This is a genomic window from Microbacterium sp. Leaf203, from assembly GCF_001421275.1.
In the GTDB taxonomy this organism is placed as follows: domain Bacteria; phylum Actinomycetota; class Actinomycetes; order Actinomycetales; family Microbacteriaceae; genus Microbacterium; species Microbacterium testaceum_A.
On sequence record NZ_LMKF01000022.1, the window covers coordinates 1,770,977 to 1,795,959 of the forward strand.

Genomic DNA, 24,983 nt, shown 5'->3' on the forward strand with positions numbered 1-24,983 from the left:
TCATGGCCACGACGCTTCCGCTCCAGGGGACGGGCCCTTCGCGCCCGACGACTCTCCCGCCGCGTCAAGCCGCACTGCTGAGCACCACGCGTGTCGAGCAGAAGGGCAACCTGGTCGTCAAGTGGATCACCTCCACCGACCACAAAACCATCGGGTACATGTACCTGATCGCCTCCGTCATGTTCTTCATGCTCGGTGGTGTCATGGCGCTGATCATCCGCGCCGAGCTGTTCGAGCCGGGTATGCAGATCATCCCGACCAAAGAGCAGTACAACCAGCTGTTCACGATGCACGGCACGATCATGCTGCTCATGTTCGCGACGCCGCTGTTCGCCGGCTTCGCCAACGCGCTGCTGCCGCTGCAGATCGGCGCGCCCGACGTGGCGTTCCCGCGTCTGAACGCCTTCGCGTTCTGGCTGTTCCTCTTCGGCTCGACGATCGCCGTCTCGGGCTTCCTGACCCCGCAGGGTGCGGCCGGCTTCGGGTGGTTCGCGTATCAGCCGCTCGCCAACGCCAGCTTCTCGCCGGGCGTGGGCGGAAACCTCTGGATGCTCGGTCTCGGCATCAGCGGTTTCGGAACGATCCTCGGTGCGGTCAACTTCATCACCACGGTGCTCACGATGCGCGCCCCCGGTATGACGATGTGGCGCATGCCGATCTTCTCGTGGAACACGCTCATCACGAGCATCCTGATCCTGCTCGCGTTCCCCGTGCTGGCCGCCGCGATCTTCGCCGCCGCCGCCGACCGCGTGCTCGGCGCTCACATCTACAGCCCCGAGAACGGTGGAGTGCTCCTCTGGCAGCACCTCTTCTGGTTCTTCGGTCACCCCGAGGTGTACATCATCGCGCTGCCGTTCTTCGGCATCGTGTCCGAGATCTTCCCGGTGTTCAGCCGTAAGCCGATCTTCGGTTACAAGACGCTCGTGTACGCGACCATCGCCATCGCGGCCCTCTCGGTCGCGGTGTGGGCGCACCACATGTACGTCACCGGCGGTGTGCTGCTTCCGTTCTTCGCCCTCATGACGATGCTGATCGCCGTCCCGACGGGCGTGAAGATCTTCAACTGGATCGGAACGCTCTGGCGAGGTTCGGTCACGTTCGAGACGCCCATGGTGTTCGCCCTCGGCTTCCTCGTGTCGTTCGTCTTCGGTGGTCTGACCGGCGTCATCCTGGCGTCGCCCCCGCTCGACTTCCACCTGTCCGACTCGTACTTCGTCGTGGCGCACTTCCACTACGTCGTGTTCGGCACCGTGGTGTTCGCGATGTTCGCCGGCTTCTACTTCTGGTGGCCCAAGTGGACCGGAAAGATGCTCAACGAGCGTCTCGGCATGGTGCACTTCTGGATGCTGTTCATCGGCTTCCACATGACGTTCCTCATCCAGCACTGGCTGGGTGTCGACGGCATGGTCCGCCGGTACGCCGACTACGCCGCCGCGGACGGATGGACCTGGGAGAACCAGCTGTCCACCGTGGGCTCGATGATCCTCGGCGCCTCGATGATCCCGTTCCTCCTGAACGTCTGGATCACCGCTCGCAAGGCTCCGCGCGTCACGGTCGACGACCCGTGGGGCTATGGCGCCTCGCTGGAGTGGGCCACCTCGTGCCCGCCGCCGCGCCACAACTTCACCTCGATCCCGCGTATCCGCAGCGAGCGTCCCGCCTTCGACCTGAACCACCCCGAGGCCGGCATCCCGGTCGGTGTGGGGCCTGCGAAGGACGCCCCTGAGGCGCCCGTGGTCGACTCTGCGGCCGGAGAGGTCAAGTAAGAATGCGTACCAACGTTGGACTCTGGTGGCTGCTGGCCGTCTTCGGCTTCCTGATCGCCGCCGTCTACACCGTCTGGAGCCTCATCCAGCACGGTGGAGTCGAGTGGGTCGGCAGTGTCGCGCTCGTCTTCCTCGGCCTCATGTCGTCGATGATCGCGTTCTACATCTCGCGCGTCATGAAGGCGCAGCGCGGTGACCTGCCCGAAGACACCCTGACGGCTGACATCGATGACGGCGACCCCGAGATGGGCGAGTTCAGCCCGTGGTCGTGGTGGCCCATCGTGCTCGCGGCCTCCGCCGCGATCGCGGTGATCGGCCTCGCGGTCGGCAGCTGGCTCGTCCCCGTCGGCTTTGCGGTGTTCGTCATCGCGATCGTCGGTTGGGTGTACGAGTACTACCGCGGGTACTTCGCGCGCTGACCCCGTGCCCATCCGGCTGAATGCGGCCGCCGTCTCCGACGCCGGCTCCCACCGTCCCACAAACCAGGACGCCGCTTTTGCGGCGTCCTGGGGTGCGGCGGTGGCCGATGGCGTCGGGGGAGGGCCCTCCGGGGACCTCGCCTCCGCCGCCCTGCTCCACCGTCTCGTGGCGACGCGAGGGGGCGGAATGGATGCCGACGGCCTTCTGGTCCGCATCCGCGAAGCGAACTGGGACATCCGTGCCCACGTCGAGCGCGATCCTGCACTGCAGGGCATGGCGACGACGTTCACCGGGATCTTCCTCAGCGTAAGCGGTGAGCTCTTGCTCGCCCACACCGGGGACTCGCGGGCCTACCTGCTCCGCGACGGCGAGTTCACGCGCGAGACCCGTGACGACTCGTACGTGCAGGCGCTCGTCGACCACGGCATCATTCCCCCCGAGGCCGCTCAGGCACACCCGCGGCGCAACATCATCACAGCCTCGCTCGGCGGGGCCGAAGGCGACGTCGTCTCGGTCGCCGAACGACCTCCGGTAACCGGCGATCGATGGGTGCTCTGCAGCGACGGTCTGACCGACTACGTCCCCGAGGCTGATGTGGCCCGTCTCGTGGCCGAAGCGGTGGATCCTCGTTCGGCGGCAGCCGCTGCCGTGGCGCTGGCTCTCGAGGCCGGCACGCGCGACAACGTCACCGTCGTGGTCTGCGACGTCGTCGACGATGACGAGACCGCGGGAACGGACCCCGTGTTCTTCGGCTCGGCAGCCCGATGGTTCGCCGAGGACGTCGAAACAGCCTGACTCGTCGGACGTTCGGCGTCATCCGATCTCATCCGCCGACGCCGGCTCAGCGTCACCGAGCGGATCGGGCGAAGTCGTCCATGGCATCCTGAGCGATCTGCGCGCTACGCGGGCCGCCGTGGCCGTCCTCTTCGACGATCTCGAGACGGGATCCGGGCCAGGCGCGATGCAGTCGCCAGGGGATCAGCGACGGTCCGCTGATGTCGCGTCGACCGTGCACGAGCACGCCGGGGATGCCCTCGAGCTGGGACGCGCGGGACATGATCGACGCGGTACCGGGGAGGAAGCAATCGTTCGCCCAGTAGTGCGTCGCGAGGGTGGCGAAGTTGCGGCGGTGCCGGGGCTCGGTGTGCAGGGGGCCGGGCTTGGCGAGCGGGCCGAGCGAGACGTGCGCGACCTCCCAGGCGTCCCAGTCGTCTCCGGCTCGCCGACGCACGGCGGGGGAGTCGTCGGTGAGCAGCCGGGCGTATCCCTCGATCGTGCGCTCGTCGTCGCGCAGGGGCGCGCGCAGGCGTGCGTGCGCCTCGGGAAACACCGGCGCGATGCCGTCGGTGATCCAGTCGATCTCCCAACGGGCACCCGTCGTGACGGCGAGATTGACGATCTCCGTGACACGGCCGGGATGCTCGAGCGCGTACGCGAGTGCCAGGGTCGATCCCCAGGAGACTCCGTGTAGAAGCCAGCGGTCGACGCCGAGGTGCGTCCGCACCGCCTCGATGTCGGCGAGCAGGTCGTCTATCGTCTGATGGCGCAGGCTCGACAGGTCGTCGGCGGCCCAGGGTTCGCTCCGCCCGCACCCGCGTTGGTCGATTCCGACGATGAGGTGAAGGTCGGGGTCGAAGCGCCGCCGATACCCGCCTGCGCCGAGGCCGCCGCCGGGGCCGCCGTGCAGATACAACGCGGGTCGCCCGCGGGGGTTGCCCGAGGTCTCCCAGTACACCCGGGCACCGTCCGGTCGCTCCACGAATCCGGAGGCGAACGGTTCGAGAGGGGGATGCTGCATGCCCGAAGCCTAACCGCAGGTGGGGGCGCCCTCGAGGCTCAAGAGCGGACCACCATGACGGTCGGGTCGAAGACCCGCTCGCGGAGCCCCTCGTCGTTCTCGGTGGGTTGGCCCTCGCGCACCCAGTACTCGTATCCGCCGATCATCTCTCGGACGTCGTATCCGAGCCACGCGAACGCGAGCGCGCCCTTCTGCCCGGCGTTGCAGCCCGGGCTCCAGCAGTAGACGACCACCGGCGTGCCGGCCGGGATCTCGCGGTGAGCTCGTTCGGCGATCTCCCGGTAGGGCATGTGGACGGCGCCCGAGACGCGTCCCTGCGCCCATGCGTCGTCTCCGCGCACGTCGACGAGCACCAGGTCGTCTCCGGCCTTCTGCGCGGCGTAGACATCGCTGGGGTCGGTCTCGAAGGCGAGACGGCGAGAGAAGTAGTCCACGGCATCGGTCATGCCTTTCACGCTAGAGACGCGTCCGGCACGCGGAAAGAGAGGGGATGCCATGCCCCCGCGCTTCTCTGCCAGCTGGCGTGGGCGGGGGAGCGGGTAACTCGCGCGGCGCTGGATCCGCGCGCACTCTTCGGAGCCGTCGTGACGGCTTGCCGGCCCGGGAAACGCGAAACCCCGGTGCCGAAGCACCGGGGTTTCGTCGACGGGCGATTACTCGCTCTTGTCGCCGTTAGGGCGGTTGCGCTCTTCGAGTCCCTTGGGAGCCGGGATCTCGACCTCGGCGCGCTCACCGACCGCGTTGCGGGGGCGACCGTCCTCATCGGCACGAGCGTTGGCGCCGGCGATCTCGTCGGCCTCCTCGTGGTCGATGTGGTCGAGCTCGTGGTGCTGGTGGGCGACCGCGGCGTCGAGCTCAGCCTGCGTGAGGGGAGCGAGCCGGTCCTCGAAGAACCAGCGGGACACCGCACCACGGACGTTCTCGTACCAGGGGATCTCACCGTTGGCGTTGGGACGGACGACGAGAGGCTCGTACGTCTCGTTGTCGACCAGCTTCCAGCGCTCGTACTCGTCGACCGGCTGGTGGACCTCGATGTACTCGCCGCCGGGCAGGCGGACGATACGGCCCGACTCGTAGCCGTGGAGCGCGATCTCGCGGTCCTTCTTCTGCAGCGCGATGCAGATGCGCTTCGTGACGAAGTAGGCGAGGATCGGGCCCAGGATCAGCAGGGCCTGCAGGACGTGGATGACGCCTTCCATCGTGAGGTGGAAGTGCGTCGCCACGATGTCCGAAGAGGCAGCGGCCCACATCACGGCGTAGAACGTCACACCGGCAGCACCGATCGCCGTGCGCGTCGCGGCGTTGCGCGGACGCTGGGCGATGTGGTGCTCGCGCTTGTCGCCGGTCACCCACGCCTCGATGAAGGGGTACACCAGCACGAGGACGATGAAGAGACCCAGGACACCGACGGGGATGATGATGTTCCACGAGAAGGTGTGGTCCCAGAGCACGAATTCGAGGTGCGGCGGGATCAGACGGAGCATGCCGTCGGCGAAGCCGATGTACCAGTCGGGCTGCGTACCGGCGGACACCGGGGACGGGTCGTACGGACCGTAGTTCCAGATGGGGTTGATCGTCACCAGCGCGGCGATCAGAACGATCACACCGAACGTGATGAAGAAGAAGCCACCCATCTTGGAGGCGTACACCGGGAGCATCGGGTAGCCCACGACGTTGCTGTTCGTGCGGGCGGGCCCGGCGAACTGCGTGTGCTTGTTGATGATCATCAGCATGAGGTGCACGGCGAGCAGCGCCACGAGGATCGCGGGCAGCAGCAGGATGTGCAGCGTGTACAGGCGTCCGACGATCGCGGTACCGGGGAACTCGCCGCCGAAGAGCAGGAACGAGGTCCAGGTGCCGATGATCGGCAGACCCTTGATCATGCCGTCGATGATGCGCAGACCGTTGCCGGAGAGCAGGTCGTCAGGGAGCGAGTAGCCGGTGAAGCCCTCGGCCATCGCGAGGATGAAGAGGATGAAGCCGACGACCCAGTTGAGCTCGCGGGGCTTGCGGAACGCACCGGTGAAGAAGACGCGGAGCATGTGGACGCCGATACCGGCGACGAACACGAGGGCGGCCCAGTGGTGGATCTGTCGGACGAGCAGGCCGCCGCGCAGGTCGAACGAGATGTGCAGGGCCGACTCCATCGCGGCCGACATCGCGATGCCGCGCATGGGCTCGTAGGCGCCGTTGTAATGCGTCTCGACCATGGACGCCTGGAAGAAGAACGTCAGGAACGTGCCCGAGAACAGCACGACCACGAAGCTCCACAGCGCGATCTCGCCGAGCATGAACGACCAGTGGTCGGGGAAGACCTTGCGTCCGAGCTCCTTGACGATGCCCGACATGCTCGTGCGCTCGTCCATGTAGTTCGCGACGGAGCCGACGAAGCGGCCGCCGAGCGGCTTTCCGTCACGCCCGCTCGTCGCCGGCGCGCCGGCGTGGACCGCGGGCTCGGTGGTGACGTTCTCGGTGGGGTGGGTACCGATGCTCATGAGCGCTCCCAGAAGCTGGGGCCGACGGGCTCGTGGAAGTCACTCTGCGCGACGAGGTAACCCTCGGCGTCGACGGTGATGGGGAGCTGCGGCAGGGGACGGGCGGCCGGGCCGAAGATGACGGCCGCACCGTTGGCGACGTCGAACTGCGACTGGTGGCAGGGGCACAGGAGGTGGTGGGTCTGCTGCTCGTAGAGCGCGACGGGGCAACCGACGTGGGTGCAGACCTTCGAGTACGCGATGATGCCGTCGTACGACCAGTCCAGGTTGTTGGTCTCGGGGTTGAGCTGCTCGGGCTGCATGCGCATGAGCAGGACGATCGCCTTGGCCTTCTCTTCGAGGTAGCCCTCGTCGTGGCCGAGTCCCGCGAGTTCTTCGGGGATCACGTGGAAGGCGGAGCCCAGCGTGACGTCAGCGGCGCGGATCGGGCGTCCCGAGGGGTCGTGCGTCAGGCGCATGCCCTCTTTCCACATGGTGTGGCTGAGGAGCTTCACCGGGTCCTGGTCCTGCGGCGCGAGGCCGCGGAACAGGGTGATGCCGGGGATGACCGAGGCGGCCAGCGCGGCGAACAGCGAGTTGCGGATGATCTCGCGACGTCCGAAGCCGGAATCCTTGTTCGCCTCTTCGAAGACGTTGATCGCGCCCTCGCGGACCTCGTCGCGACCACGGGTGGCGTGACGGTCCTCGATGTACTCCTTGTCGGACATGACCGACTTGCCCCAGTGAATGGTGCCGATGCCGATCGCGAGCAGAGCGAATGCGATGCCGAGCCCGATGAAGAGGTTGTTGTAGCGGATGTCGATCAGCGCGCCCGACTCGATCGGGAAGATCATGTAGGCGATGCTCGCCCAGATGCTCGCCGCGACCGAGAAGTAGAACAGCGTGTAGACCGTGCGGACCGCACGCTTCATCGCCTGCGGGTCCTGGTCGGTCATGCGCTGACGGTGGCCGGGAAGGCCGGGGTTCTGTACGGCGTCGGGAACCGCGACGGCGAGCCCCGAGGCGGGCTTCCAGGAAGCCCTCTCGTGCTCGAGTGCGTCGTCCTCGTGTGCCATGGTGCTCCTCGTGCGTTTACGTGATGTCGAAGACGACGGTCAGTTGGACTTCGCCGTGATCCATACGGTCAGGGCGATGAGCGCCCCGATACCGAAGATCCAGATGAACAGACCCTCGGAGACCGGACCGAGCGAGCCGAGGGCGTAGCCACCGGGCGAGTCGTTCTTCTGCAGGTACATGAGGTACGAGATGACGTCGCGCTTGTCTTCGGGGGTGAGGTTCAGGTCGTTGAACACCGGCATGTTCTGCGGGCCGGTGACCATGGCCGCGTAGATGTTGACCGGGGTGGTGGTGTGCAGGTCGGGGGCGTACTTGCCCTCGGTCAGTGCGCCGCCGGCACCAGCCACGTTGTGGCACATGGCGCAGTTGATGCGGAAGAGCTCGGCGCCGTGCGACAGGTCGCCCTGGCCGTCGACGAGGTCCTCGGTCGGGTAGGTCGGTCCCGGTGCCGCGGACTGCACGTACGCGGCGATGGCGTTGACCTGCTCTTCGGTGAACTGCGGGGGCTTGACCGGAGCCTGCGGGCCCTGGGCCTGCAGCGGCATGCGTCCGGTCGAGACCTGGAAGTGCACCGAGAGCTCGCCGACGCCGAAGAGCGACGGGCCCTGCTGGCTGCCCTGGAGGTCGAGACCGTGGCACGTCGCGCAGTTGGCCTGGAAGAGCTTCTGCCCTTCCTCGACCGCCGTCGCGGAGTTCGCCTCGCTCGTGGGGGTGCCGGAGGTGGCGGCCATCGCGGCCGATGCGCCGGCGTAGACGCCTCCGGTCAGGAGGAGTCCGATGCCGATGAGCGCCGCGGCGGCCAGGGGGCTACGACGCCCGGACGCCCGACGAGTCTTCTTCTCGCGTGCCATGTGGGTACTGCTCTCTTACTTGAGGAAGTAGATGACGAAGAACAGGGCGATCCAGACGACGTCGACGAAGTGCCAGTAGTACGACACGACGATCGAGGTGGTCATCTCTTTCCGACCGAAGTTCTTCACGGCGTAGGCACGACCGATCACGAGCAGGAAGGCGATGAGGCCACCCGTCACGTGCAGGGCGTGGAAGCCGGTAGTGATGTAGAAGGCCGAGGCGTAGGGGTTGGCGCTGATGGGCATGCCCTCGGCAACCAGCGTCGCGTACTCCCACACCTGACCCGACACGAAGACCGCGCCGAGGATGAAGGTGAGGTAGAACCACTCCACCATTCCCCACTTCAGGAAGCCGGTGCGTCCGCCGGTGCGGTACGGCTGGTACCGCTCCGCGGCGAAGACGCCCATCTGGCACGTGACCGAGGACAGCACGAGGATGATCGTGTTGACGGTCGCGAAGGGGACGTTGAGCAACTGCGTCTCTTCGGCCCACAGAGAGGCCGACGTGCTGCGGAGGGTGAAGTAGATCGCGAACAGGCCGGCGAAGAACATGACCTCGCTGCCCAGCCACACGATGGTGCCCACGGCGACCGGGTCGGGCCGCTTCACGGCACGCACAGCCTGGGAATACGTCGCTGAGGTCGTCACCGTTCCATTATGCGCGATCCGGGAGCCCGATATTCCCATCCCCACCCTGGGATATTCCATCGTCGAGACTTAGGGATGCCTCAGAATCTGCACATAAGGCCCGGTACGGAGGCTGTTTCGGAGCCGCGTGCCCGGGCGCGGTCACGCGACACGCGTATGGGAGGATCGTGGCATGGCGGAACGTTTCTCGTGGCCCGATCTCCTCTCGTCGCTGCTGGCCGGCACCGACCTCAGCGTCTCGGAGTCCACGTGGGCGATGCGCAAGGTAATGGCGGGGGAGGCCACGCCCTCTCAGCTCGGTGGTTTCCTCATGGCGTTGCGCGCCAAGGGCGAGACGGTGGAGGAGATCGTCGGCTTCCGTGACGCGATCCTCGAGGCGGCCGTGCCGCTGCCGGTCCGTGCCGAGGTGCTCGACATCGTGGGCACGGGCGGAGACCGTTACGGCACCGTCAACATCTCGACGATGGCGGCCATCGTGGCCGCGGCATCCGGAGTTCCCGTCGTCAAGCACGGGAACCGGGCGGCCAGCTCGGCCTCGGGCTCGTCGGACGTGCTGTCGTCGCTGGGCATCGGACTCACGCTGTCGCCCGAGAAGGTGGCCGAGATCCTCGATCGCACCGGAATCACGTTCGCGTTCGCCTCGGCCTTCCACCCGGGGTTCCGGCACGCGGCGGCCACGCGATCGGAGCTGGGAGTCCCTACGGTCTTCAACTTCCTCGGTCCGCTCTGCAACCCGGCTCGCGCCGAGGCCAATGCGGTCGGCGTCGCCCACCTCGACCGCGTCCCCCTCATCACGGGCGTCTTCCGCACGCGCGGCGCGACGGCGCTGGTGTTCCGCGGCGACGACGGCCTCGACGAACTGACCACGACCGGGCACAGCCGCGTGTGGGAGATCAGCCGCGGCGACGTCCACGAGCACGACCTGGATCCCCGGGATCTCGGCATCCCTCTCGCCGATATGGACGACCTGCTCGGGGGCTCTCCCGATCACAACGCCACCGTGGTGCGGCGTGTGCTCGGCGGTGACCGCGGTGCGGTCCGCGACATCGTGCTGCTGAACGCCGCGGCGGGGCTCGCGTCGTTCCGGCTGTTCCAGGACGCCGCCCAGGTGCAGCGACCGATCCTCGAGCGACTGGCCGAGGCGATGACCGACGCCGCCGCCGCGATCGACGACGGACGCGCCTCGGCGAAGCTCGACGACTGGGTCGACGCCTCGAAGGCGCTGGCGGAGTAGCCGTGGACCCGCTCGACGCGCTCACCGAGATCGCGTACCTGCTCGAGCGGGAGAGATCGTCGCGCTACAAATCGAAGGCGTTTCGCACCGCGGCCGCCGCGATCGAGGGCTTGAGCGACGCGCAGCTGCGGGATCCGGGCCTCCGTCGTCGCGCGGGGATCGGCGAGTCGACCTTGGCGGTGATCCAGCAGGCCCTCGCGGGCGAGGTGCCCGAGCGCCTGGCGAAGCTCCGGGCCGAGTCCGCCCCCGCGGGAGGGGAGGAGCTGCGGGCGCAACTCAAGGGCGACCTGCACAGTCACAGCGACTGGTCGGACGGGCTGACGCCGATCGAGGCCATGGTCGACGCGGCGCGCGGTCTCGGCCACGAGTACCTCGCCCTGACCGATCACTCGCCCCGGCTCACGGTCGCCAACGGGTTGTCGCCCGAGCGGTTGCGCGCGCAGATCGAGATCGTCCGCGGTCACCGCGGCGAGGGATTCACCCTGCTCACCGGGATCGAGGTCGACATCCTCGACGACGGCGCCCTCGACCAGGAGGACGAGCTGCTGCACGCACTCGATGTGGTCGTGGCATCCGCTCATTCCAAACTGCGGATGGAACGCGGGCCCATGACGAAGCGGCTCGTCGCGGCGGCGAGCGATCCACGGGTCGACGTGCTCGGGCACGTGACCGGTCGGCTCGTCGAGGGCGCCCGCGGGACGCGGCCCCCGTCGGAGTTCGACGCGCGCGAGGTGTTCGCGGCGGCGGCCGCGTCGGGAGTGGCGGTCGAGATCAACTCGCGCCCCGAGCGACAGGATCCGCCCGACGATCTGCTCGCCCTCTCGATCGAGGCCGGCTGCCTCTTCTCGATCGATTCCGACGCGCACGCTCCGGGGCAGCTCTCGCTCCTCGACTACGGTGCGGCGCGTGCCGAGGCCGCGGGCGTCCCCGCCGACCGGATCGTCACGACGTGGCCGCTCGATCGTCTGCGCACTTGGCTCGAGCGGAGTCGCTGAGAGCGATCAGTCGGGAAGCGCCGCCAGCGCCCTCGTCATCGACGAGCCGAGGTTCCAGCGTTCGGCGAGCTTCTCGGCAGCATCCCGGTCGACCGGACCGAGGCGGTCGTCGAACGGAGCGAGGTCCAGCTCGCGGGCGACGCGCACCACGGTCGCGGCGACCTCGAGGTAGTCCGCGGCGGCCGCGATCTTCGCGCGCTGGGCGGGCGTTCCCGCGGTGCCGTCGAGAACCCCGGATCGGATGCCGTCGAGATCGCCGCACGCGCTCAGCAGCGCCGCCGCGGACTTCTCGCCGATGCCCGAGACGCCCGGCAGGCCGTCGGAGGGATCGCCGCGCAACACCGCGAAGTCGGCGTACTGGTCCGCGTGGACGCCGTACTTCGAGAAGACGGCGGCGTCGTCGACGAGCTCGAGGTTGCTCATGCCCCGAGCGGTGTAGACGATCCGGATGCCGCGCGCGTCGTCGACCAACTGGAAGAGGTCGCGATCGCCGGTGACGATGTCGACGGGAACCTCGGCGCGCGTCGCGAGGGCGCCGATCACGTCGTCGGCCTCGTGCTCGGCGGCACCCACCACGGGGATGCCGAGCACCGCGAGCGCCTCGCGGATGAGCGGGATCTGCGCCTCGAGCGGATCGGGCACCTCTTCGACGTCAGGCCCCGCGGCGACCACCTCGACGACGCGGTGGGCCTTATAGCTCGGAAGCAGGTCGACGCGCCACTGGGGCCGCCAGTCGTCGTCCCAGCACGCGACGAGCCGCGTCGGCTCGTACGTCGTGACGAGCTTCGCGATCATGTCGAGCAGGCCGCGGACCGCGTTCACCGACGAGCCGTCGGCCGCCTTGACCTTGTCGGGCACACCGTAGAACGCGCGGAAGTACAGCGAGGCGGTGTCGAGGAGCATGAGGCGATCGGTCACGCCCCCGATCCTGGCACGCCGGCGGCTGCGCTGACCTAGAGTGGCCGGATGTCCTTCGGTTCCGCCTCCCGACGACCGGCACCGGATGCCGTGTGCCCGTGCGGCCGCGCCGCGTTCGGGGAGTGCTGCGGGCCGATCCTGGACGGCGAGGCCGCCCCGAGCGCCGAGCGGTTGATGCGTTCGCGGTACACCGCGTTCGCGGTCGGCGACGCGGTCCACCTGGCGAGGTCGTGGCATCCGCGGACGCGTCCCGACGACATCGTCGTCGATGACGGCACGCGATGGTCGGGCCTCGAGATCGAGGACGCGTCGGAAGACGGCGAGAACGCGACCGTGACCTTCCGCGCGTCGTGGCGGCACGGGCCCGACCGCGGCGTGCTGCGCCAGCGCAGCCGGTTCGCGCGGCGCGGCGGACGCTGGGTCTACGTCGACGGCGACGTCGACTGAATCGGAACCGCTCGATGACCTCGTCAAGCCCGCGGGGGGTGTCGCGGGTCGTGCGTAGGGTCGATCAAAGATCCCCGGCACCGCACTGGCGGTCGAGGTGGTCCCGATGCGGCAGTCCTGTGACAGCGCCGGCCGGAGGATTCGACAGAAGTCGATCGACAAGGAAGAGGACAGTGACATGGAACGCATCGTGATCGTCGGAGGGCACGGCAAGGTGGCCCTCCACCTCGCTCGACTGCTCGCCGACCGCGGCGACGAGGCGACGTCGGTAATCCGCAAGGCGGAGCAGAAGGCCGACATCGAGCAGGCGGGCGGCACGCCCCTCGTCCTCGACGTCGAGAACGCGGACGTCGACGAGATGGCGAAGGCCTTCTCGGGTGCCGACGCGGTCGTGTGGTCCGCCGGTGCGGGTGGCGGCAGCGCCGAGCGCACGTACGCGGTCGACCGCGATGCCGCGCAGCGCGCGGTCGACGCGGCATCGAAGGCGGGCATCCGCCGGTTCGTGATGGTGTCGTGGATCGGCTCGACGCCCGATCACGGCATCGACCCCGACGACTCGTTCTTCGCCTACGCCGACGCCAAGCTCGCGGCCGACGACCACCTGCGCGCCAGCGACCTCGATTGGACGATCCTCGGCCCCGGCACCCTCACGACGGACGAGCCCACCGGCCGCATCACCACGGCGCCGCAGGGCAAGGCCGAAGTCTCTCGTGCCGACGTGGCCGCCGTCGCGGCCGCCGTGCTCGTGCAGCCCGCCACGGTGGGCCGGTTCATCCGCTTCGGCGCGGGCGACACGCTGATCGCCGAGGCGATCGTCGCCGACCGCGCGGACGGGGGACAGGCATGAGCGCCCTGAGCGAGAAGGCGACGTCGTTCGCGGCCCTGCACACCGCTCCCGAGATCCTCCGGGTCGTCAACATCTGGGACGTCGTGTCGGCGAAGGCGGTCGCCGCTCTGCCCGAGACGAAGGCCCTCGCCACGGCCGGCCACTCGATCGCTGCGACCTTCGGGTACGAGGACGGCGAGAACATCCCCCTCGACGTCATGCTCGACATGGTCGGACGCATCGTGGCGGCGGTCGACGTGCCGGTGACGGCCGACCTCGACGCGGGCTTCGGAAACCCCGGCGAGACGACCCGGCGCGCCATCGGCGTGGGTGTGGTCGGCGCGAACGTCGAGGACCGGGTCAAGCCGTTCGATGAGGCGGTGGCCGCCGTCGAGGCCGTGATCGCGGCGGGGGAGGCCGAGGGCGTCCCCTTCGTGCTGAACGCGCGCACCGATGTGTTCGTGAAGGGCGGCGACCGTCCGCTCGACGACAAGATCGCGGATGCCGTGAAGCGCGGCCGCGCTTTCCTCGACGCCGGGGCGACCTCGGTGTTCGTCCCGGGGCTTCTGGACGCCGACACGACGAGTCGACTAATCGAGGGGCTCGGGGAACAGCGCCTGAGCGTCATCGGCTTCCCCGGGGCACTGTCGGCCGCCGAGTACGAGAAGCTCGGTGTGGCGCGGATCTCGTACGGTCCGCTCACGCAGCGCGTCGCGTTGACGGCGCTGCAGGACCTCGCGATCGACCTTTACGGCACGGGCGTCATCCCCTCGTCGGTGCGCGAACTGAACTGACGATTCGCCCGGTGGGGCGTCGCGGCCTGCGGGCTACGCCGCCCCACCGTTGTCCGCGCCGAGAGCCGCTCCGCCGACACGCCATCGCGCGCTCGGACGGCGCGCGGTCAGTCGTCGTCTTCGGGCTCTCCGTCGTCGACCACGATCACTCCGTCGGGCACGGGATCGCCGAGCAGGGGCTCGGCGGCGAGCGTGAGGTCGATGGTCGCCCGCAACAAACCGCCGAGGGTCACCGAGCGCAGCAGCTCCATCTGGTCGAGTTCGCCGAGCGGAGCGATCGCCGCGACCTGCCACGCGCGAGGAAGCGGCTCCTCCGAGAGCTCCACCTCGGGGTCCCACCTCGTGCCGCCGTACTGCTGCGCGCGACCGAGCACGCGCCGCACGATCCGCTCCGCCTCTTCGAGCAACGGGAGGAGCGCGTCGTTCCACTCGAGGTCGGGGAGAGCCCGCACGTCCGCCCGCGGGTACGGGGCGTCGTCGAGCCACTCGACGATCTCGAACCTCTCCGTGCCCCGCGCGACGATCTGCATCTGGCCGGCCTGGGGCACGACGTGGCTGAGCTGCGCCATGGTGCCGAGGGGGAAGCGCTGATCGCCCCCGCCCGTCTCACTGCCGCGCTCGATGAGGACGACGCCGAATGCGGGGTCCGTCTCGTCGAGGAGGCGCCCGAGCATGACGAGGTAGCGCTCCTCGAAGATCCGCAGCGCGAGAGGCGTATGCGGGAAGAGGACGGCTCCGAGGGGGAACATCGCGGTACCCATGCCCTCAGTCAACCAGGGGCAACGGCCTGTGGGGTCGGGGGAGCGGGATCCGCGAGTGAGTTCTCAGGTCGAGCGGGCGCCGTCAGTCCTCGACGTCGCGCAGGGTCTCGTGCACGCGGTGCAGGTCCATCAGGAGCGATCCGACGAGCACCCAGTGCATCGTCGAGGGTGTGCGGATCTGCAGGGGGCGGGTGAGGGCCGGTTCTTCGTCGACGACGCGCTCCGGGCCGGCGTCGAGGGCGAACGCCAGTCGCACGTCGTGGGCGGCGCGATGGAGCTGCTCGGCGATCGCCCGGACGGCGGGTTCGTCGGCGATCGTCTGCTCGTAGCCGTCGTAGACCGCGCGCGTCATGCCGATCGTCTGGGTGACGACGGGACTGAAGCGTTCGACGAGGGCGTCCATCTCGGCCAGGTCGGTACGGTGACGACCGCTGCGGGGATTCAGGGCGAGCGAGTCGGCGCCGTCGCGGATCGCGTCGGCCGCGGCATCCCGAACCGGGCGGAGCAGGCGCGCCTCGAGGAGGAGCCCCTCGAGGGACGCCGAAGTCTGCGGGGTCTCGAGGGCGTCGGCCAGACGCTCGAGGGCGGCGGCGAGCTCGCGCCCGAGGACGTCGATCTTGGCCCGCGCGGCGGGGACGAGCACCGGGGGGACCAGCACCGCGTTGACGACGATCCCGATGGCCGCGCCGATGAGGGTCTCGAGTACGCGGTCGAGGGCGTAGTTGGGGGTCGCGGTGCCGAGCGCGAGGACGAGCAGGGCGCTGATCGCGATCTGGTTGGTGGCTCCGGCCGAGATCCGCGCCGCCCACGCCACGACGAGCGCCACGCCCGCCGAGAGCAGGGCGACCCAGGGTTGCGAGCCGAACACGAGCCCGAGAAGAGCCGCGATGAGCACTCCGACGATCACGCCGACACTGCGTTCGACGGCGCGGGTGAACGACTGGTTGATGCTCGGCTGGACCACCAGCAGGGCGGCGATGGCGGCGAAGATCGGGGGCGGACCCTGCACGAGCCACCCGGCCAGCAGCCACGCGGCGACGATCGCGATGGCCGACTTGGCGACCTGCAGCAGCGGCACGCGCCGCGGGGCGCGGAAGGTGAGGCTGTCGCGCACGGCGCGAGCGGAGGGGACGCGCACGATCACTCCCGTGGTCCGACGATGGCGATGGCGTTCTCGGCGACCCATCCCATCAGGGGGATGACGTGCGTCATGAGGTCGCGCCCCCGATCGGTGAGGGCGTACTCGACGCGAGGGGGAACCTCGGGGTAGGCGGTGCGCACGACGAGGCCGTCGGCCTCGAGCGTCTTGAGCGTGCTCGCGAGCATCTTCTCGCTGATCCCGTCGATGTTGCGTCGAAGGGCGCCCCAGCGCTGCGTTCCGTCCGAGAGGGCGAGCAGCACGAGGATGCCCCACTTGCCCATGACGTGATCGAGGACCGTGCGGGTGGGGCACCCGTCGGCGAAAAGTCCGGGGTGTTCGGCGCGGATCGACGCAAGACTGACGCTCATGTGAGTACCTAACCAGAAAGTGGGTACCGGCATTCCGGAATGCGATGGACGGCGGGGCGTTGAGCCCGACGAACCCACCGAAAGGATTCCATCATGACCTTCCTCGTCACCGCCGCCTCCGGCCACCTCGGCCGCCTCGTCGTCGACGCTCTCCTCGAGCGCGGCGTGCCGGCATCTGGCATCGTCGCGGGTGCGCGCACGCCCGCCAAGGTCGACGACCTCGCCGCCCGCGGGGTCCGCGTCGCCCAGCTCGACTACGCGCGTCCCGAGACGATCTCCGCCGCCCTCGACGGTGTGACGCGCGTCGTGCTGATCTCGGGCAACGGTCCCGACCGCGTCGCCGAGCACCGCGCGGCGATCGACGCGATCCGCGCCGCCGGAGTGGAGCGTCTCGTCTACACGAGCGCCCCGCGCAACGACGTCATCGACTACAGCCTCGGCGCCGACCACAAGGCCACCGAGCAGGCCATCGCCGCGTCGGGGGTGAGCGCCACCATCCTCCGCAACAACTGGTACACCGAGAACTACCTCGACACCGTCGCCCGCGCGGCCGACACCGGAGAGATCGTGGCGGCGACCGGGGACGCGCGCGTCGCCAGCGCGAGCCGCCGCGACTACGCGGAGGCGGCCGCGGTCGCCCTCACCACCGACGAGCTGGCCGGCCGGACCGTCGAGATCGGCGGCGACGTCGCGTGGACCTACGACGAGCTCGCCGCCGCGGCGAGCGAGGTGCTCGGTCGTCCGGTGACCTACACCCGCGTGTCGGTGGAGCAGCTGACCGAGGGACTGCAGGCGGCGGGACTGGATGCCGGCACGGCGGCGTTCGTGGCCGGGATCGACGACGCGATCGCCCGCGGCGCGCTCGAGCAGACCGACGGGTCGTTGTCTCGCCTCATCGGCCGTCCCACCACGCCGCTCGTCGAAGGACTGCGTCAGGGCCTGGCCGCGCGCTGACCTCTTCCCTCTCGGCGTGAGTCGCCGTGCCCCGTCGCTTCGGACGCCCGCGAAGCGACGCATCGTGGCGACTCACGCGGGGCTGTCGGGGGAGGACCGGCGTGCGGTCAGCCGTCGCTGGCGCATCGCCAGGAACAGCGGGAACGTGAAGGCGAAGGCGGTCATCCCCGACAGCACGATGTACAGCCACGCGAAGCGCATGCCGAGGCGTCGCCCCTCGACGATGATGAAGATGCTGCCCGCGATTGCGACGACCATCAGATCCACGGTGATCGACGACACCGCCGGTCCCCCCGAGACGAGATCGCCGATGAAGTCCCGCATCTGCACGATCGCGAATACGTTGAAGGTCCAGGTGCCCACGAGGCCGGCGACGGCCAGCACGAGAAAGGCCACGGCGGTGGGGGTCCAGTGTCGTCGGAGTTCGCTCATGAGCCGATCATCCCGCAGCCCTCGTGTCGGTGGCGGGGGATAGCGTCGAAGGATGGATGCCGACACCGCGATGCGCATGCTCGATGACCGCGAACGCGAGGTCGCGCACCGTTTGACGCGCCTGCTCGACGACGAAGCGAGCCTGCGGCACGACCGCGCCGACGCCACCGCCGACGACGAACACGACCCCGAGGGGTCGACGCTGTCGGGGGAGTGGGCGCAGGTCGACGCGCTGCGACGGGGAGCCGAGGCCGAGAGCGCCGAGATCTCCGCGGCGCGCGAGCGGGTGGCATCCGGCACCTTCGGCACGTGCGAGAACTGCGGCCGGCCGATCGCCGACGCCCGTCTCGAGGTCCTGCCCTTCGCGCGGCGGTGCATCTCGTGCGCCGCGTGAGCCGCGGCGCTTAGGCTCGAGGCATGGAACCCGTCCTCATCGCGCTGCTGTTCGCCAACGCCGTCTTCAACGTCGTCGTCTGGCCGCGCTTCTTTGTGCGGGTCGCGAAGGACCAGCGGGCGAGGACCGCCGAGGGCAAGCCCACGCCGTTCCTCATCGTCCACACCGTGCTCATCGCCCTCGCTCTGGTGCTCGCGCTCGCGTCGGCCATCGCCGCGATCGCCGCCCTGGTGGGCTGATCCTGCGCACCCAGGCGCCCGTGAGGTGCCCGCGGTAGACTGCGGGTGCGGGATTTCCCGCCGCACTCTGTGCAACTACCTACCGGTCCGGCAAGGCGGCACGTTCCATCGCCCCCTCTCTGGAGACCCGCTTCATGACTGCGCCCGCCGTCGACCATCGGCCCCTCGTCCATCACACCGGCTTCTGGTACTTCCCCATCGCCTTCGTGGCGCGGTTGCCCTTCGCGATGATGACCGTGGGGGTCCTCGCGATCGTCGTCGCCCTGCGCGGCTCGGTCGCCCTCGGCGGTCTGACCTCGGCGGCCGTGGGGCTCGGCGTCGTCGTCGCGGGTCCGGTGCTGGGCGATCTCGCCGACCGCTACGGGCAACGGCGCGTGCTCGTGCCGGTGGGGGTGGCCAACGGCATCCTGTTGGCGATCTTCCCCCTCGTGGTGGGCTTCGCGACGTCGGATGCCCTGCTGCTCGGGGCGGCCGTGGCGATCGGTGTGACCGGACCGCAGACCGCGGCGATGTCGCGCAGCCGCGTGATGGCGCTGATCGGCGCGCGCGTGCACCCCGAGCGGCGCGACCGCACCTTCTCGCGGGCGATGGCCTACGAGTCCGCGGCCGACGAGACGGCGTTCGTGATCGGCCCGTTCGTCGTCGGCATCCTGGCGGCGTTGATCGCCCCGTGGGCGCCGATCATCGGTGCGGCCCTCCTCAGCTTCGTCTTCGTCACCGCCTTCGCTTTGCATCCCACCGGTCGAGCCGTGCCCGAGCGGTCCGAACGCACCGCGATGGCGCCGTTCCGCGAGCTGCTGCACCCGCGCATGCTCGTGCTCGTGGCGGCCGTGTTCGGCGTCGGGCTGTTCTTCGGCTCCACTCTCACCTCGCTGACCGCCTTCATGGAGGCGCAGGGGGCGCCCGAGGCGGGAGCCTTGCTCTACGGCGTGATGGGGGTGGGCTCGGCGGTGCTGGCCCTCGCCGTCGCCCTCGTCCCCGAGCGCTTCGCGCTGCGGTGGCGGCTCGTGCTCTTCGCGAGCGTGCTCACGGCCTCGGCCGGTGCCTACTCGGTCGGCGGATCCGTCTCGACGGTGACCCTGGTCCTGTGCCTCATGGGCATCGGGGTGGGGCCCGCCCTCGTCACGCTGTTCAGCCTCGCCGGCCACCGCGCGCCGCGCGGGCGCACGGCGTCGACCATGACGATCCTCGCCTCGGCCCTCACCTTGGCGCAGGCGCTGTCGTCGGCGGTGACCGGCGCCGTGGCCGAGAACGTCTCGGTCGCCACGGCGATGCTCTTCCCCGCGGGCGCGGCGCTGCTCGTCCTCGCCATGGCGGCGGTGAACGCCGCGGCCGCCCCGCGGTGGGACCGGGCGTCCGCCGGGGCCGGACTCAGCGCGGCAGGGGGTAGCGCCGCCGCAGCAGCAGGCGCTGGCCCAGCGTCCACGCGGTCGTGACGGTGAGATAGAGCCCCGCCGCGAGCGGGACGAACAGCGCGACCACCGCCGTCGTGAACTGCAGGACGCCGAGCATCCCCGTCGTCCACGCGGGAGCCGACGGGTCGACCGCGGGTCGCAGGAGTCGACGCGTGAGTTCGGCCACCCCGGCGATCACGACGACGAGCGTGCCGAAGACGGCGAGGGTGGCGGCATCCATCGTTCCGGTCGTGAGGGCGCCGACAAGACTCCGCCCGAGCGGGACGCCGAACACGTCGTGCGTGAGCAGGGTGTTGGCGTGTCCGCCGACCTGGGCGTGCAGGAAGACGGCGTACAGCAGACCGACCACGGGCGCCTGGGCGAGCACGGGCAGCATCCCCGCGAAGGGAGACGATCCCTCGTCGCGGTACAGCTGCAGGGTCTCGCGTTGCAGGCGTTCGGGGTTCTTGCGCCACCTCTCCTGCAGGGCGCGGAGGCGCGGGGCCAGGCGGGCGCGCGTCTGCTCGGCCCGCGCCTGCGACACCCCCACGGGAATGAGGAGCACCCGCACGGCGAGCGTCACGACGACGACGGCGAGGGCGGCGGCGAGACCGCCGGCGAGCGGTTCGAGAAGCGAGGTCAGGGCGAGCAGGGCTCGCGTGGCGAGGTCGAGCAGCAGAGCGAGGGGCGGAAAGGCGAAGAGGTCCACGGGGCATCCCATCAGAGCGAGTGATCACGGGCTGATCGGTCGCGGGGCGCGCCGAGAGCACGCGGGCGACCGGCGTCGCTGCGCGCTCGAACCGTCGCCGAGGCGACGGGGAGGGCTACGCGACGCGGATCGCGAACCCCGGGGCTCGCGGGCGCGGGTGCCCCGCGGCGTCGGGATCGCTCTGGGAGAGGGATGCCGAGGGGTCGATCGGACGCGCCGACGGCGGGGGCGTGGTCGCGACGAGAGCGGGGACCACGACGAGCACGATCACCGCGGTCAGCACGACAGCGGCGGCGAGCACCACGGCCAGAAGAGGGGCGCTCCCCCCGGGCGTGAGCGCCAGCTCGGCGGTGGCCAGGAGCAGATTGAGCGCCGCGATCAGCGATGCGATCACGCTCTCACCCCCTCCGGTCGAGTCCCCACGCTAGCAAAGCTCCGGTGGGTACGCTGTCGGCATGACCACCCTCGTCCTCACCGTCGTCGGCGATGACCGCGCGGGCCTCGTGTCCACGGTCGCCGACATCGTCGACGCCCACGGCGGCAACTGGGAGAACAGCGAACTCGCCGAGCTGGCGGGTGCCTTCGCCGGGATCATCGAGGTGTCGGTGACGCCCGCGCGCGCCGATGATCTGCGCGCGGCGCTCGACGGCCTCGCCGGAACCCTCACCGTCACCGTCCATGCCGGAGCGGGCTCGGCGGACGCCGCGGGCCGCACCGTGACCTTCGACGTCGTCGGCAACGACCGCCCCGGCATCGTCCGCGAGGTGTCCGCGGCTCTCGGCGCGCACGGCGCGAGCATCGAACGGATGTCGACGCAGACGACGGATGCCGCGATGGCGGGCGGTCGTCTGTTCGAGGCCTCCATCACCGCGACGGTGGCGGCCGACGTCGCCGTCGACGATCTCGTCGCGCGTCTGGAGCGTCTCGCCGCCGAGATCCAGGTCGACGTCACGCTCGCGGACTGACCCGGGCGGCGCGCGGACGCGGCTCGATCGACGCCGGGCCGATCTCGACCGGATTCAGGCCCGGCGCGACCGGGTCGCGAGGCGTGCGATCCCGCGCCATCCCAGCAGCAGCAGGGCGAGGGTGAGGGTCGCGACGATGACGAACGCCACCGCGATGCCCTGACCGCTGAACGCGCGCAACACCACCCCGAGCATGACGGTGATCGCCCACACCGGGAGCCCCGTCGCGACGACGGCGGTCGGTCGACGCCACGCACGCGCGACGAGCCAGCCGACGAGGAGCGCGACGACGAAGGGCCACGCGGTCGTCGCCAGCCCCGAGCCGAACGGACCCAGGATGTCGCCGTCGTGGGTAGCGCGTCCGATCGCGGCGAAGACGACGACGAGCACGACGTCGACGATCAGGGCGGGGAGGGAGGAGCGCAGCGAGGGGGACACGACCTCATTCTCTCGCGGCGACGCGAGGGTATCGTCCGCGTATCGCGGTTCCGAGACACCGCGGCAACAGTCCGAGCGATGGGATGGACTCTCCCGATCCCGGAGGTTGCCGTGTCCGCTCGCCCCGTCCTCACCCCCGCGCGTCTCGTCACCGCGGGCGCGGTGCTCGCCGCCGTCGTCGCCTTGACGCTCGCGCCGCGGGCGATCGCGTGGCCGGCCCGCACCCTCGTCCTCGACGCGCTCGACCACCTTCCCCCGTCGTGGAGCGCCCTCGTCTTCGGCGCGGGCGCCGACGTCGCTCTCAACGTCGCCTTCTTCGTGCCCCTCGGCGCCGCGGTCGCCCTGCTCCTCCCGCTGCGGTGGGCGCCGGCATCCGTCGCGTTGTGCGCCCTCGTGTCGTTCGCGGTCGAGGTGCTCCAGGCCGGGATCCCCGGTCGGGTTCCGGATGCCGATGACGTGCTGTCCAACACGATCGGCGCCGCGATCGGAACGGTCGTCGTCATCGCGATGCGCGTGGCCGCCCGCGGAGGGCGCGCGGCCCGGCGCTGAGCCGCGCGTCAGCGGGGCAGGCGGAGGCGCGCGTGCAGACCGCCGCCCTCTCGGGGCCACAGTTCGAGCCGGCCGCGGTGCGCGCGGGCGATCGACGCGACGATGGCGAGCCCCAGACCGGTGCCGTCCGCGCGCCCGCGCGTACGTCCGACACCGCGGACGAAAGGCTCGGGGAGCGTCGAGACGAGCTCGCGCGACAGGTCGTCTCCGCTGTTGACGACGTCGATGATCACCTCGTCGACCTCGCCGCTCACGGCGAGGCGCACCCAGCCGCCCTCGATGTTGTGGACGAGGGCGTTGCGGACGAGGTTCGCCACCGCCTGACGGACGAGGGTCTCGTCGAGGCGCGCCACCCCACCCGAGGCGTCCATCAGATCCAGATCGAGTCCCGCGGCGTCGCCCCGCGCCTCGGACACCACGGTGGCGACGAGCTCGTCCACCGCGGTGGGTTCGGGTGACAGCGCTCCCTCGCGCGTCGAGCGGGCGAGGGCCAGCAGGGACTCGGTGAGACGGATCGCGCGCTCGTTCGTGAGGTCGAGACGGTGCAGCAGCCGCTCGAGGTCGACGCCCCCGGGGTCGGCCCGGGCCACCTCGAGGAGGGTGCGCATCGTCGCGTGCGGGGTGCGCAACTCGTGGGAGGCGTTCGCGGCGAAGCGCTTCTGCGCCTCCAGGGTCTCCTCGATGCGCGCGAGCATCGCGTCGAAGGTGTCGGCGAGGTCGGTGAGCTCGTCGCGGGGTCCCGGCAGATCGACGCGGTGCGCCAGATCGCCGTCGCGCACCGCGCGGGCGGCATCCGTGATCCGGTGAAGGGGGCGCAGCATGAGTCCCGACACGACCCAGCCGCCGCCGAGGCCCACGATCGCCAACGCGAGGACGGCGTACCACGCGTACCGGACGAACACGTCGACGAGGTCGCCGCGCCCGGGCGTGAACGACCCGCTCTCGGAGTACAGGTTGCCCTCGGGGAGGAACCGCAGCACGAGGAACCCCACGACGAACACCGCGATCCCCACGATCACGACGAACGCCGCGTAGCTCAGGGTGAGCTTGAGGCGGACCGAGAGTCCCGGGGCGCGCTCACGCATCGGCCGGACCCATGCGGTAGCCCACTCCCGCGACGGTCTGAATGAGCCACGGCTCGCCGAGACGCTTGCGCAGCGTCGAGATCGTGATGCGCACCGCGTTCGTGAACGGGTCGGCGTTCTCGTCCCACGCCCGCTCGAGCAGGTCTTCGGCGCTGACCACCCCGCCGGCCGCGCCCATGAGCACCTGCAGCACCGCGAACTGTTTGCGGGTCAGCGACACGTACCGTCCGTCACGGAACACCTCGCGGCGGAAAGGATCGAGGCGGATGCCGTGCTGCTCGAGCACCGGCGGGGTCGCGGCCGCGGGGCGGCGGGCGAGGGCGTGCAGGCGCATCACGAGCTCGCGCAGCACGAAGGGCTTGGTCAGGTAGTCGTCGGCGCCGCTCTCGAAACCGGCGGCCTTGTCGTCGAGACCGTCGGCGGCGGTCAGCATGAGCACGCGCGGGGCGGCGGGCTGCGCACTGAGGTGGCGGGCGATCTCGTCGCCGTCCGGGCCCGGAATGTCGCGGTCGAGCACGACCACGTCGTACGCGGTGTAACCGAGCACCTCGAGAGCGGTGTCGCCGTCGCCGGCGATGTCGGCCGCGATCGCCTCGAGCCGCAGCCCGTCGCGGATGGCCTCGGCGAGGAAGGGTTCGTCCTCGACGATCAACACGCGCATTCCGTCATCGTAGGCGGGGCCGTATATCGCGGACGTATGCGCGGTGCCCACCGTCGCCGGCGTCGGTAGCGTGGGGGCATGGCGACCCGACTTCTCCTCGTGGCCGACACGCACGTGCCGAAGCGGGCGCGCGTCCTTCCCGCGGCGATGCGCGCGGCGGCATCCGACGTCGATCTGATCGTCCACGCGGGCGATTGGGTGAGCGCGAGCGTGCTCGACGAACTCGAGCCCCTCGGCCCGGTGCTGGGCGTCTGGGGCAACAACGACGGCGACGACCTGCGCTCGCGCCTGCCCGAGGTCGCCCGCGCCGAGATCGACGGGGTGCGCGTCGCGGTCGTGCACGAGACGGGGCCCGCGACCGGACGCGAGAAGAGGATGGATGCCGCCTACCCCGACGTCGACCTGCTCGTGTTCGGGCACAGCCACATCCCGTGGGACACCGTGACCCCGAACGGCCTGCGCCTCCTCAACCCCGGCTCGCCCACCGACCGCCGCCGTCAGCCGGCGTGCACGCTGATGATCGCGACCCTCGACGACGGCGAGGTGCGCGACGTGCTGCTGCACGAGGTGTCACGCGACTGACGGCCGAGACGTCGCGGGGTGTATCGCCGGCGTATCGCGCGGGTGATACACCGTGACAACGCA

Annotated in this window: 31 protein-coding genes; 15 read left to right on the forward strand and 16 right to left on the reverse strand. The window is 70.1% G+C overall.

All coding sequences use genetic code 11. The features are described 5' to 3' along the window. Positions 1 to 2 precede the first annotated feature (2 nt). From ctaD to ASE56_RS09525, 3 genes are read left to right on the forward strand one after another with little or no spacing between them, the layout of a single operon-like run. Positions 3 to 1,766, forward strand: coding sequence for a cytochrome c oxidase subunit I (ctaD, locus tag ASE56_RS09515; RefSeq protein ID WP_056227796.1), 1,764 nt, complete (start codon positions 3 to 5; stop codon positions 1,764 to 1,766). A 2-nt stretch (positions 1,767 to 1,768) separates the two neighbouring features. Further along, positions 1,769 to 2,185, forward strand: coding sequence for a cytochrome c oxidase subunit 4 (locus tag ASE56_RS09520; RefSeq protein WP_056227799.1), 417 nt, complete (start codon positions 1,769 to 1,771; stop codon positions 2,183 to 2,185). Positions 2,186 to 2,189: 4 nt separating this feature from the next. Continuing rightward, positions 2,190 to 2,981 (forward strand): PP2C family serine/threonine-protein phosphatase, encoded by a 792-nt coding sequence (locus ASE56_RS09525; RefSeq protein ID WP_056227803.1) that lies wholly within the window; start codon positions 2,190 to 2,192, stop codon positions 2,979 to 2,981. Between the two features lie 52 nt (positions 2,982 to 3,033). On the opposite strand, the gene ASE56_RS09530 is transcribed toward ASE56_RS09525, so the two are convergent. From ASE56_RS09530 to ASE56_RS09555, 6 genes are all read right to left on the reverse strand, one after another. Further along, positions 3,034 to 3,984: an alpha/beta fold hydrolase gene (locus ASE56_RS09530; protein ID WP_056227806.1), complete on the reverse strand. Its 951-nt coding sequence runs from the start codon at positions 3,982 to 3,984 to the stop codon at positions 3,034 to 3,036. Between the two features lie 38 nt (positions 3,985 to 4,022). After that, on the reverse strand, positions 4,023 to 4,430 hold the full coding sequence (locus ASE56_RS09535) for a rhodanese-like domain-containing protein (protein WP_056227809.1): 408 nt from the start codon (positions 4,428 to 4,430) through the stop codon (positions 4,023 to 4,025). Between the two features lie 207 nt (positions 4,431 to 4,637). Next, positions 4,638 to 6,350 (reverse strand): cytochrome bc complex cytochrome b subunit, encoded by a 1,713-nt coding sequence (locus ASE56_RS09540; RefSeq protein WP_235556971.1) that lies wholly within the window; start codon positions 6,348 to 6,350, stop codon positions 4,638 to 4,640. A 125-nt stretch (positions 6,351 to 6,475) separates the two neighbouring features. Continuing rightward, positions 6,476 to 7,534, reverse strand: a complete 1,059-nt coding sequence (locus tag ASE56_RS09545; protein ID WP_056227815.1) for a ubiquinol-cytochrome c reductase iron-sulfur subunit — start codon at positions 7,532 to 7,534, stop codon at positions 6,476 to 6,478. A gap of 39 nt (positions 7,535 to 7,573) precedes the next feature. Then, on the reverse strand, positions 7,574 to 8,386 hold the full coding sequence (locus ASE56_RS09550) for a c-type cytochrome (RefSeq protein ID WP_056227819.1): 813 nt from the start codon (positions 8,384 to 8,386) through the stop codon (positions 7,574 to 7,576). Positions 8,387 to 8,401: 15 nt separating this feature from the next. Beyond that, entirely contained in the window at positions 8,402 to 9,073 is a 672-nt protein-coding gene (locus ASE56_RS09555) for a heme-copper oxidase subunit III (protein ID WP_056227822.1), read from the reverse strand. 133 nt (positions 9,074 to 9,206) lie between these two features. Here ASE56_RS09555 and trpD point away from each other — a divergent pair, with 133 nt between their 5' ends. Together trpD and ASE56_RS09565 are read left to right on the forward strand one after the other, a co-directional pair. After that, a complete protein-coding gene (gene trpD, locus ASE56_RS09560) occupies positions 9,207 to 10,268 on the forward strand; it encodes an anthranilate phosphoribosyltransferase (RefSeq protein WP_056227826.1) in 1,062 nt (353 codons plus the stop codon). A 2-nt stretch (positions 10,269 to 10,270) separates the two neighbouring features. After that, entirely contained in the window at positions 10,271 to 11,263 is a 993-nt protein-coding gene (locus ASE56_RS09565) for a PHP domain-containing protein (RefSeq protein WP_056227829.1), read from the forward strand. 6 nt (positions 11,264 to 11,269) lie between these two features. Here ASE56_RS09565 and ASE56_RS09570 read toward each other — a convergent pair whose 3' ends face one another. After that, positions 11,270 to 12,181, reverse strand: a complete 912-nt coding sequence (locus tag ASE56_RS09570; RefSeq protein WP_056227833.1) for a 5'-3' exonuclease — start codon at positions 12,179 to 12,181, stop codon at positions 11,270 to 11,272. Positions 12,182 to 12,229: 48 nt separating this feature from the next. Here ASE56_RS09570 and ASE56_RS09575 point away from each other — a divergent pair, with 48 nt between their 5' ends. The 3 genes from ASE56_RS09575 (at position 12,230) to ASE56_RS09585 (ending at position 14,248) form a co-directional block, all read left to right on the forward strand. Then, the gene (locus ASE56_RS09575) at positions 12,230 to 12,628 is read left to right on the forward strand and encodes a YchJ family protein (protein WP_056227837.1); all 399 of its coding nucleotides are present in this window, start codon (positions 12,230 to 12,232) and stop codon (positions 12,626 to 12,628) included. 178 nt (positions 12,629 to 12,806) lie between these two features. Further along, a complete protein-coding gene (locus tag ASE56_RS09580; protein WP_056227840.1) occupies positions 12,807 to 13,475 on the forward strand; it encodes an SDR family oxidoreductase in 669 nt (222 codons plus the stop codon). After that, positions 13,472 to 14,248, forward strand: coding sequence for an isocitrate lyase/phosphoenolpyruvate mutase family protein (locus tag ASE56_RS09585; protein ID WP_056227844.1), 777 nt, complete (start codon positions 13,472 to 13,474; stop codon positions 14,246 to 14,248). The genes ASE56_RS09580 and ASE56_RS09585 overlap by 4 nt, the downstream gene beginning before the upstream one ends. A 107-nt stretch (positions 14,249 to 14,355) precedes the next feature. Here the strand turns inward: ASE56_RS09585 and ASE56_RS09590 are convergent, their stop codons facing one another. From ASE56_RS09590 to ASE56_RS09600, 3 genes are all read right to left on the reverse strand, one after another. After that, the gene (locus ASE56_RS09590; RefSeq protein ID WP_056227847.1) at positions 14,356 to 15,009 is read right to left on the reverse strand and encodes an LON peptidase substrate-binding domain-containing protein; all 654 of its coding nucleotides are present in this window, start codon (positions 15,007 to 15,009) and stop codon (positions 14,356 to 14,358) included. An 82-nt stretch (positions 15,010 to 15,091) separates the two neighbouring features. Continuing rightward, a complete protein-coding gene (locus ASE56_RS09595; protein ID WP_056228540.1) occupies positions 15,092 to 16,147 on the reverse strand; it encodes an aromatic acid exporter family protein in 1,056 nt (351 codons plus the stop codon). Between the two features lie 2 nt (positions 16,148 to 16,149). Beyond that, the gene (locus tag ASE56_RS09600) at positions 16,150 to 16,518 is read right to left on the reverse strand and encodes a helix-turn-helix domain-containing protein (protein WP_056227849.1); all 369 of its coding nucleotides are present in this window, start codon (positions 16,516 to 16,518) and stop codon (positions 16,150 to 16,152) included. 93 nt (positions 16,519 to 16,611) lie between these two features. On the opposite strand from ASE56_RS09600, the gene ASE56_RS09605 reads away from it, so the two are divergent. Continuing rightward, positions 16,612 to 17,472: an SDR family oxidoreductase gene (locus ASE56_RS09605; RefSeq protein ID WP_056227854.1), complete on the forward strand. Its 861-nt coding sequence runs from the start codon at positions 16,612 to 16,614 to the stop codon at positions 17,470 to 17,472. A gap of 72 nt (positions 17,473 to 17,544) precedes the next feature. Here the strand turns inward: ASE56_RS09605 and ASE56_RS09610 are convergent, their stop codons facing one another. Continuing rightward, positions 17,545 to 17,904 (reverse strand): DUF2834 domain-containing protein, encoded by a 360-nt coding sequence (locus tag ASE56_RS09610; RefSeq protein WP_056227857.1) that lies wholly within the window; start codon positions 17,902 to 17,904, stop codon positions 17,545 to 17,547. A 52-nt stretch (positions 17,905 to 17,956) separates the two neighbouring features. Here ASE56_RS09610 and ASE56_RS09615 point away from each other — a divergent pair, with 52 nt between their 5' ends. From ASE56_RS09615 to ASE56_RS09625, 3 genes are all read left to right on the forward strand, one after another. Beyond that, positions 17,957 to 18,298: a TraR/DksA C4-type zinc finger protein gene (locus ASE56_RS09615; protein ID WP_056227860.1), complete on the forward strand. Its 342-nt coding sequence runs from the start codon at positions 17,957 to 17,959 to the stop codon at positions 18,296 to 18,298. A 23-nt stretch (positions 18,299 to 18,321) separates the two neighbouring features. Next, positions 18,322 to 18,537, forward strand: a complete 216-nt coding sequence (locus ASE56_RS09620) for an SCO4848 family membrane protein (RefSeq protein WP_056227864.1) — start codon at positions 18,322 to 18,324, stop codon at positions 18,535 to 18,537. Positions 18,538 to 18,671: 134 nt separating this feature from the next. Next, a complete protein-coding gene (locus ASE56_RS09625; protein ID WP_082450369.1) occupies positions 18,672 to 19,973 on the forward strand; it encodes an MFS transporter in 1,302 nt (433 codons plus the stop codon). Here the strand turns inward: ASE56_RS09625 and ASE56_RS09630 are convergent. Then, positions 19,909 to 20,640, reverse strand: coding sequence for a membrane protein insertase YidC (locus tag ASE56_RS09630; protein ID WP_056227867.1), 732 nt, complete (start codon positions 20,638 to 20,640; stop codon positions 19,909 to 19,911). The two genes, ASE56_RS09625 and ASE56_RS09630, sit on opposite strands and share 65 nt — an antisense overlap. 115 nt (positions 20,641 to 20,755) lie before the next feature. Next, on the reverse strand, positions 20,756 to 21,034 hold the full coding sequence (locus ASE56_RS09635; RefSeq protein ID WP_200914147.1) for a DUF6412 domain-containing protein: 279 nt from the start codon (positions 21,032 to 21,034) through the stop codon (positions 20,756 to 20,758). 61 nt (positions 21,035 to 21,095) lie between these two features. Here ASE56_RS09635 and ASE56_RS09640 point away from each other — a divergent pair, with 61 nt between their 5' ends. Continuing rightward, on the forward strand, positions 21,096 to 21,605 hold the full coding sequence (locus ASE56_RS09640) for a glycine cleavage system protein R (RefSeq protein WP_056227870.1): 510 nt from the start codon (positions 21,096 to 21,098) through the stop codon (positions 21,603 to 21,605). Positions 21,606 to 21,659: 54 nt separating this feature from the next. Here ASE56_RS09640 and ASE56_RS09645 read toward each other — a convergent pair whose 3' ends face one another. Further along, complete coding sequence (locus ASE56_RS09645; RefSeq protein ID WP_056227871.1) at positions 21,660 to 22,043, reverse strand: DUF3054 domain-containing protein; 384 nt, start codon at positions 22,041 to 22,043, stop codon at positions 21,660 to 21,662. 111 nt (positions 22,044 to 22,154) lie between these two features. Here ASE56_RS09645 and ASE56_RS09650 point away from each other — a divergent pair, with 111 nt between their 5' ends. Then, positions 22,155 to 22,592, forward strand: a complete 438-nt coding sequence (locus ASE56_RS09650) for a VanZ family protein (protein WP_162234500.1) — start codon at positions 22,155 to 22,157, stop codon at positions 22,590 to 22,592. Positions 22,593 to 22,600: 8 nt separating this feature from the next. On the opposite strand, the gene ASE56_RS09655 is transcribed toward ASE56_RS09650, so the two are convergent. Further along, positions 22,601 to 23,677 (reverse strand): HAMP domain-containing sensor histidine kinase, encoded by a 1,077-nt coding sequence (locus ASE56_RS09655; protein ID WP_056227877.1) that lies wholly within the window; start codon positions 23,675 to 23,677, stop codon positions 22,601 to 22,603. Next, entirely contained in the window at positions 23,670 to 24,338 is a 669-nt protein-coding gene (locus tag ASE56_RS09660) for a response regulator transcription factor (protein ID WP_056227880.1), read from the reverse strand. The genes ASE56_RS09655 and ASE56_RS09660 overlap by 8 nt, the downstream gene beginning before the upstream one ends. A gap of 78 nt (positions 24,339 to 24,416) precedes the next feature. Between ASE56_RS09660 and ASE56_RS09665 the strand changes: the two genes are divergently transcribed. After that, positions 24,417 to 24,920 carry a metallophosphoesterase gene (locus ASE56_RS09665; protein WP_056227883.1) on the forward strand — a complete coding sequence of 168 codons (504 nt, stop codon included), beginning with the start codon at positions 24,417 to 24,419 and terminating at the stop codon, positions 24,918 to 24,920. Positions 24,921 to 24,983: the final 63 nt, after the last annotated feature.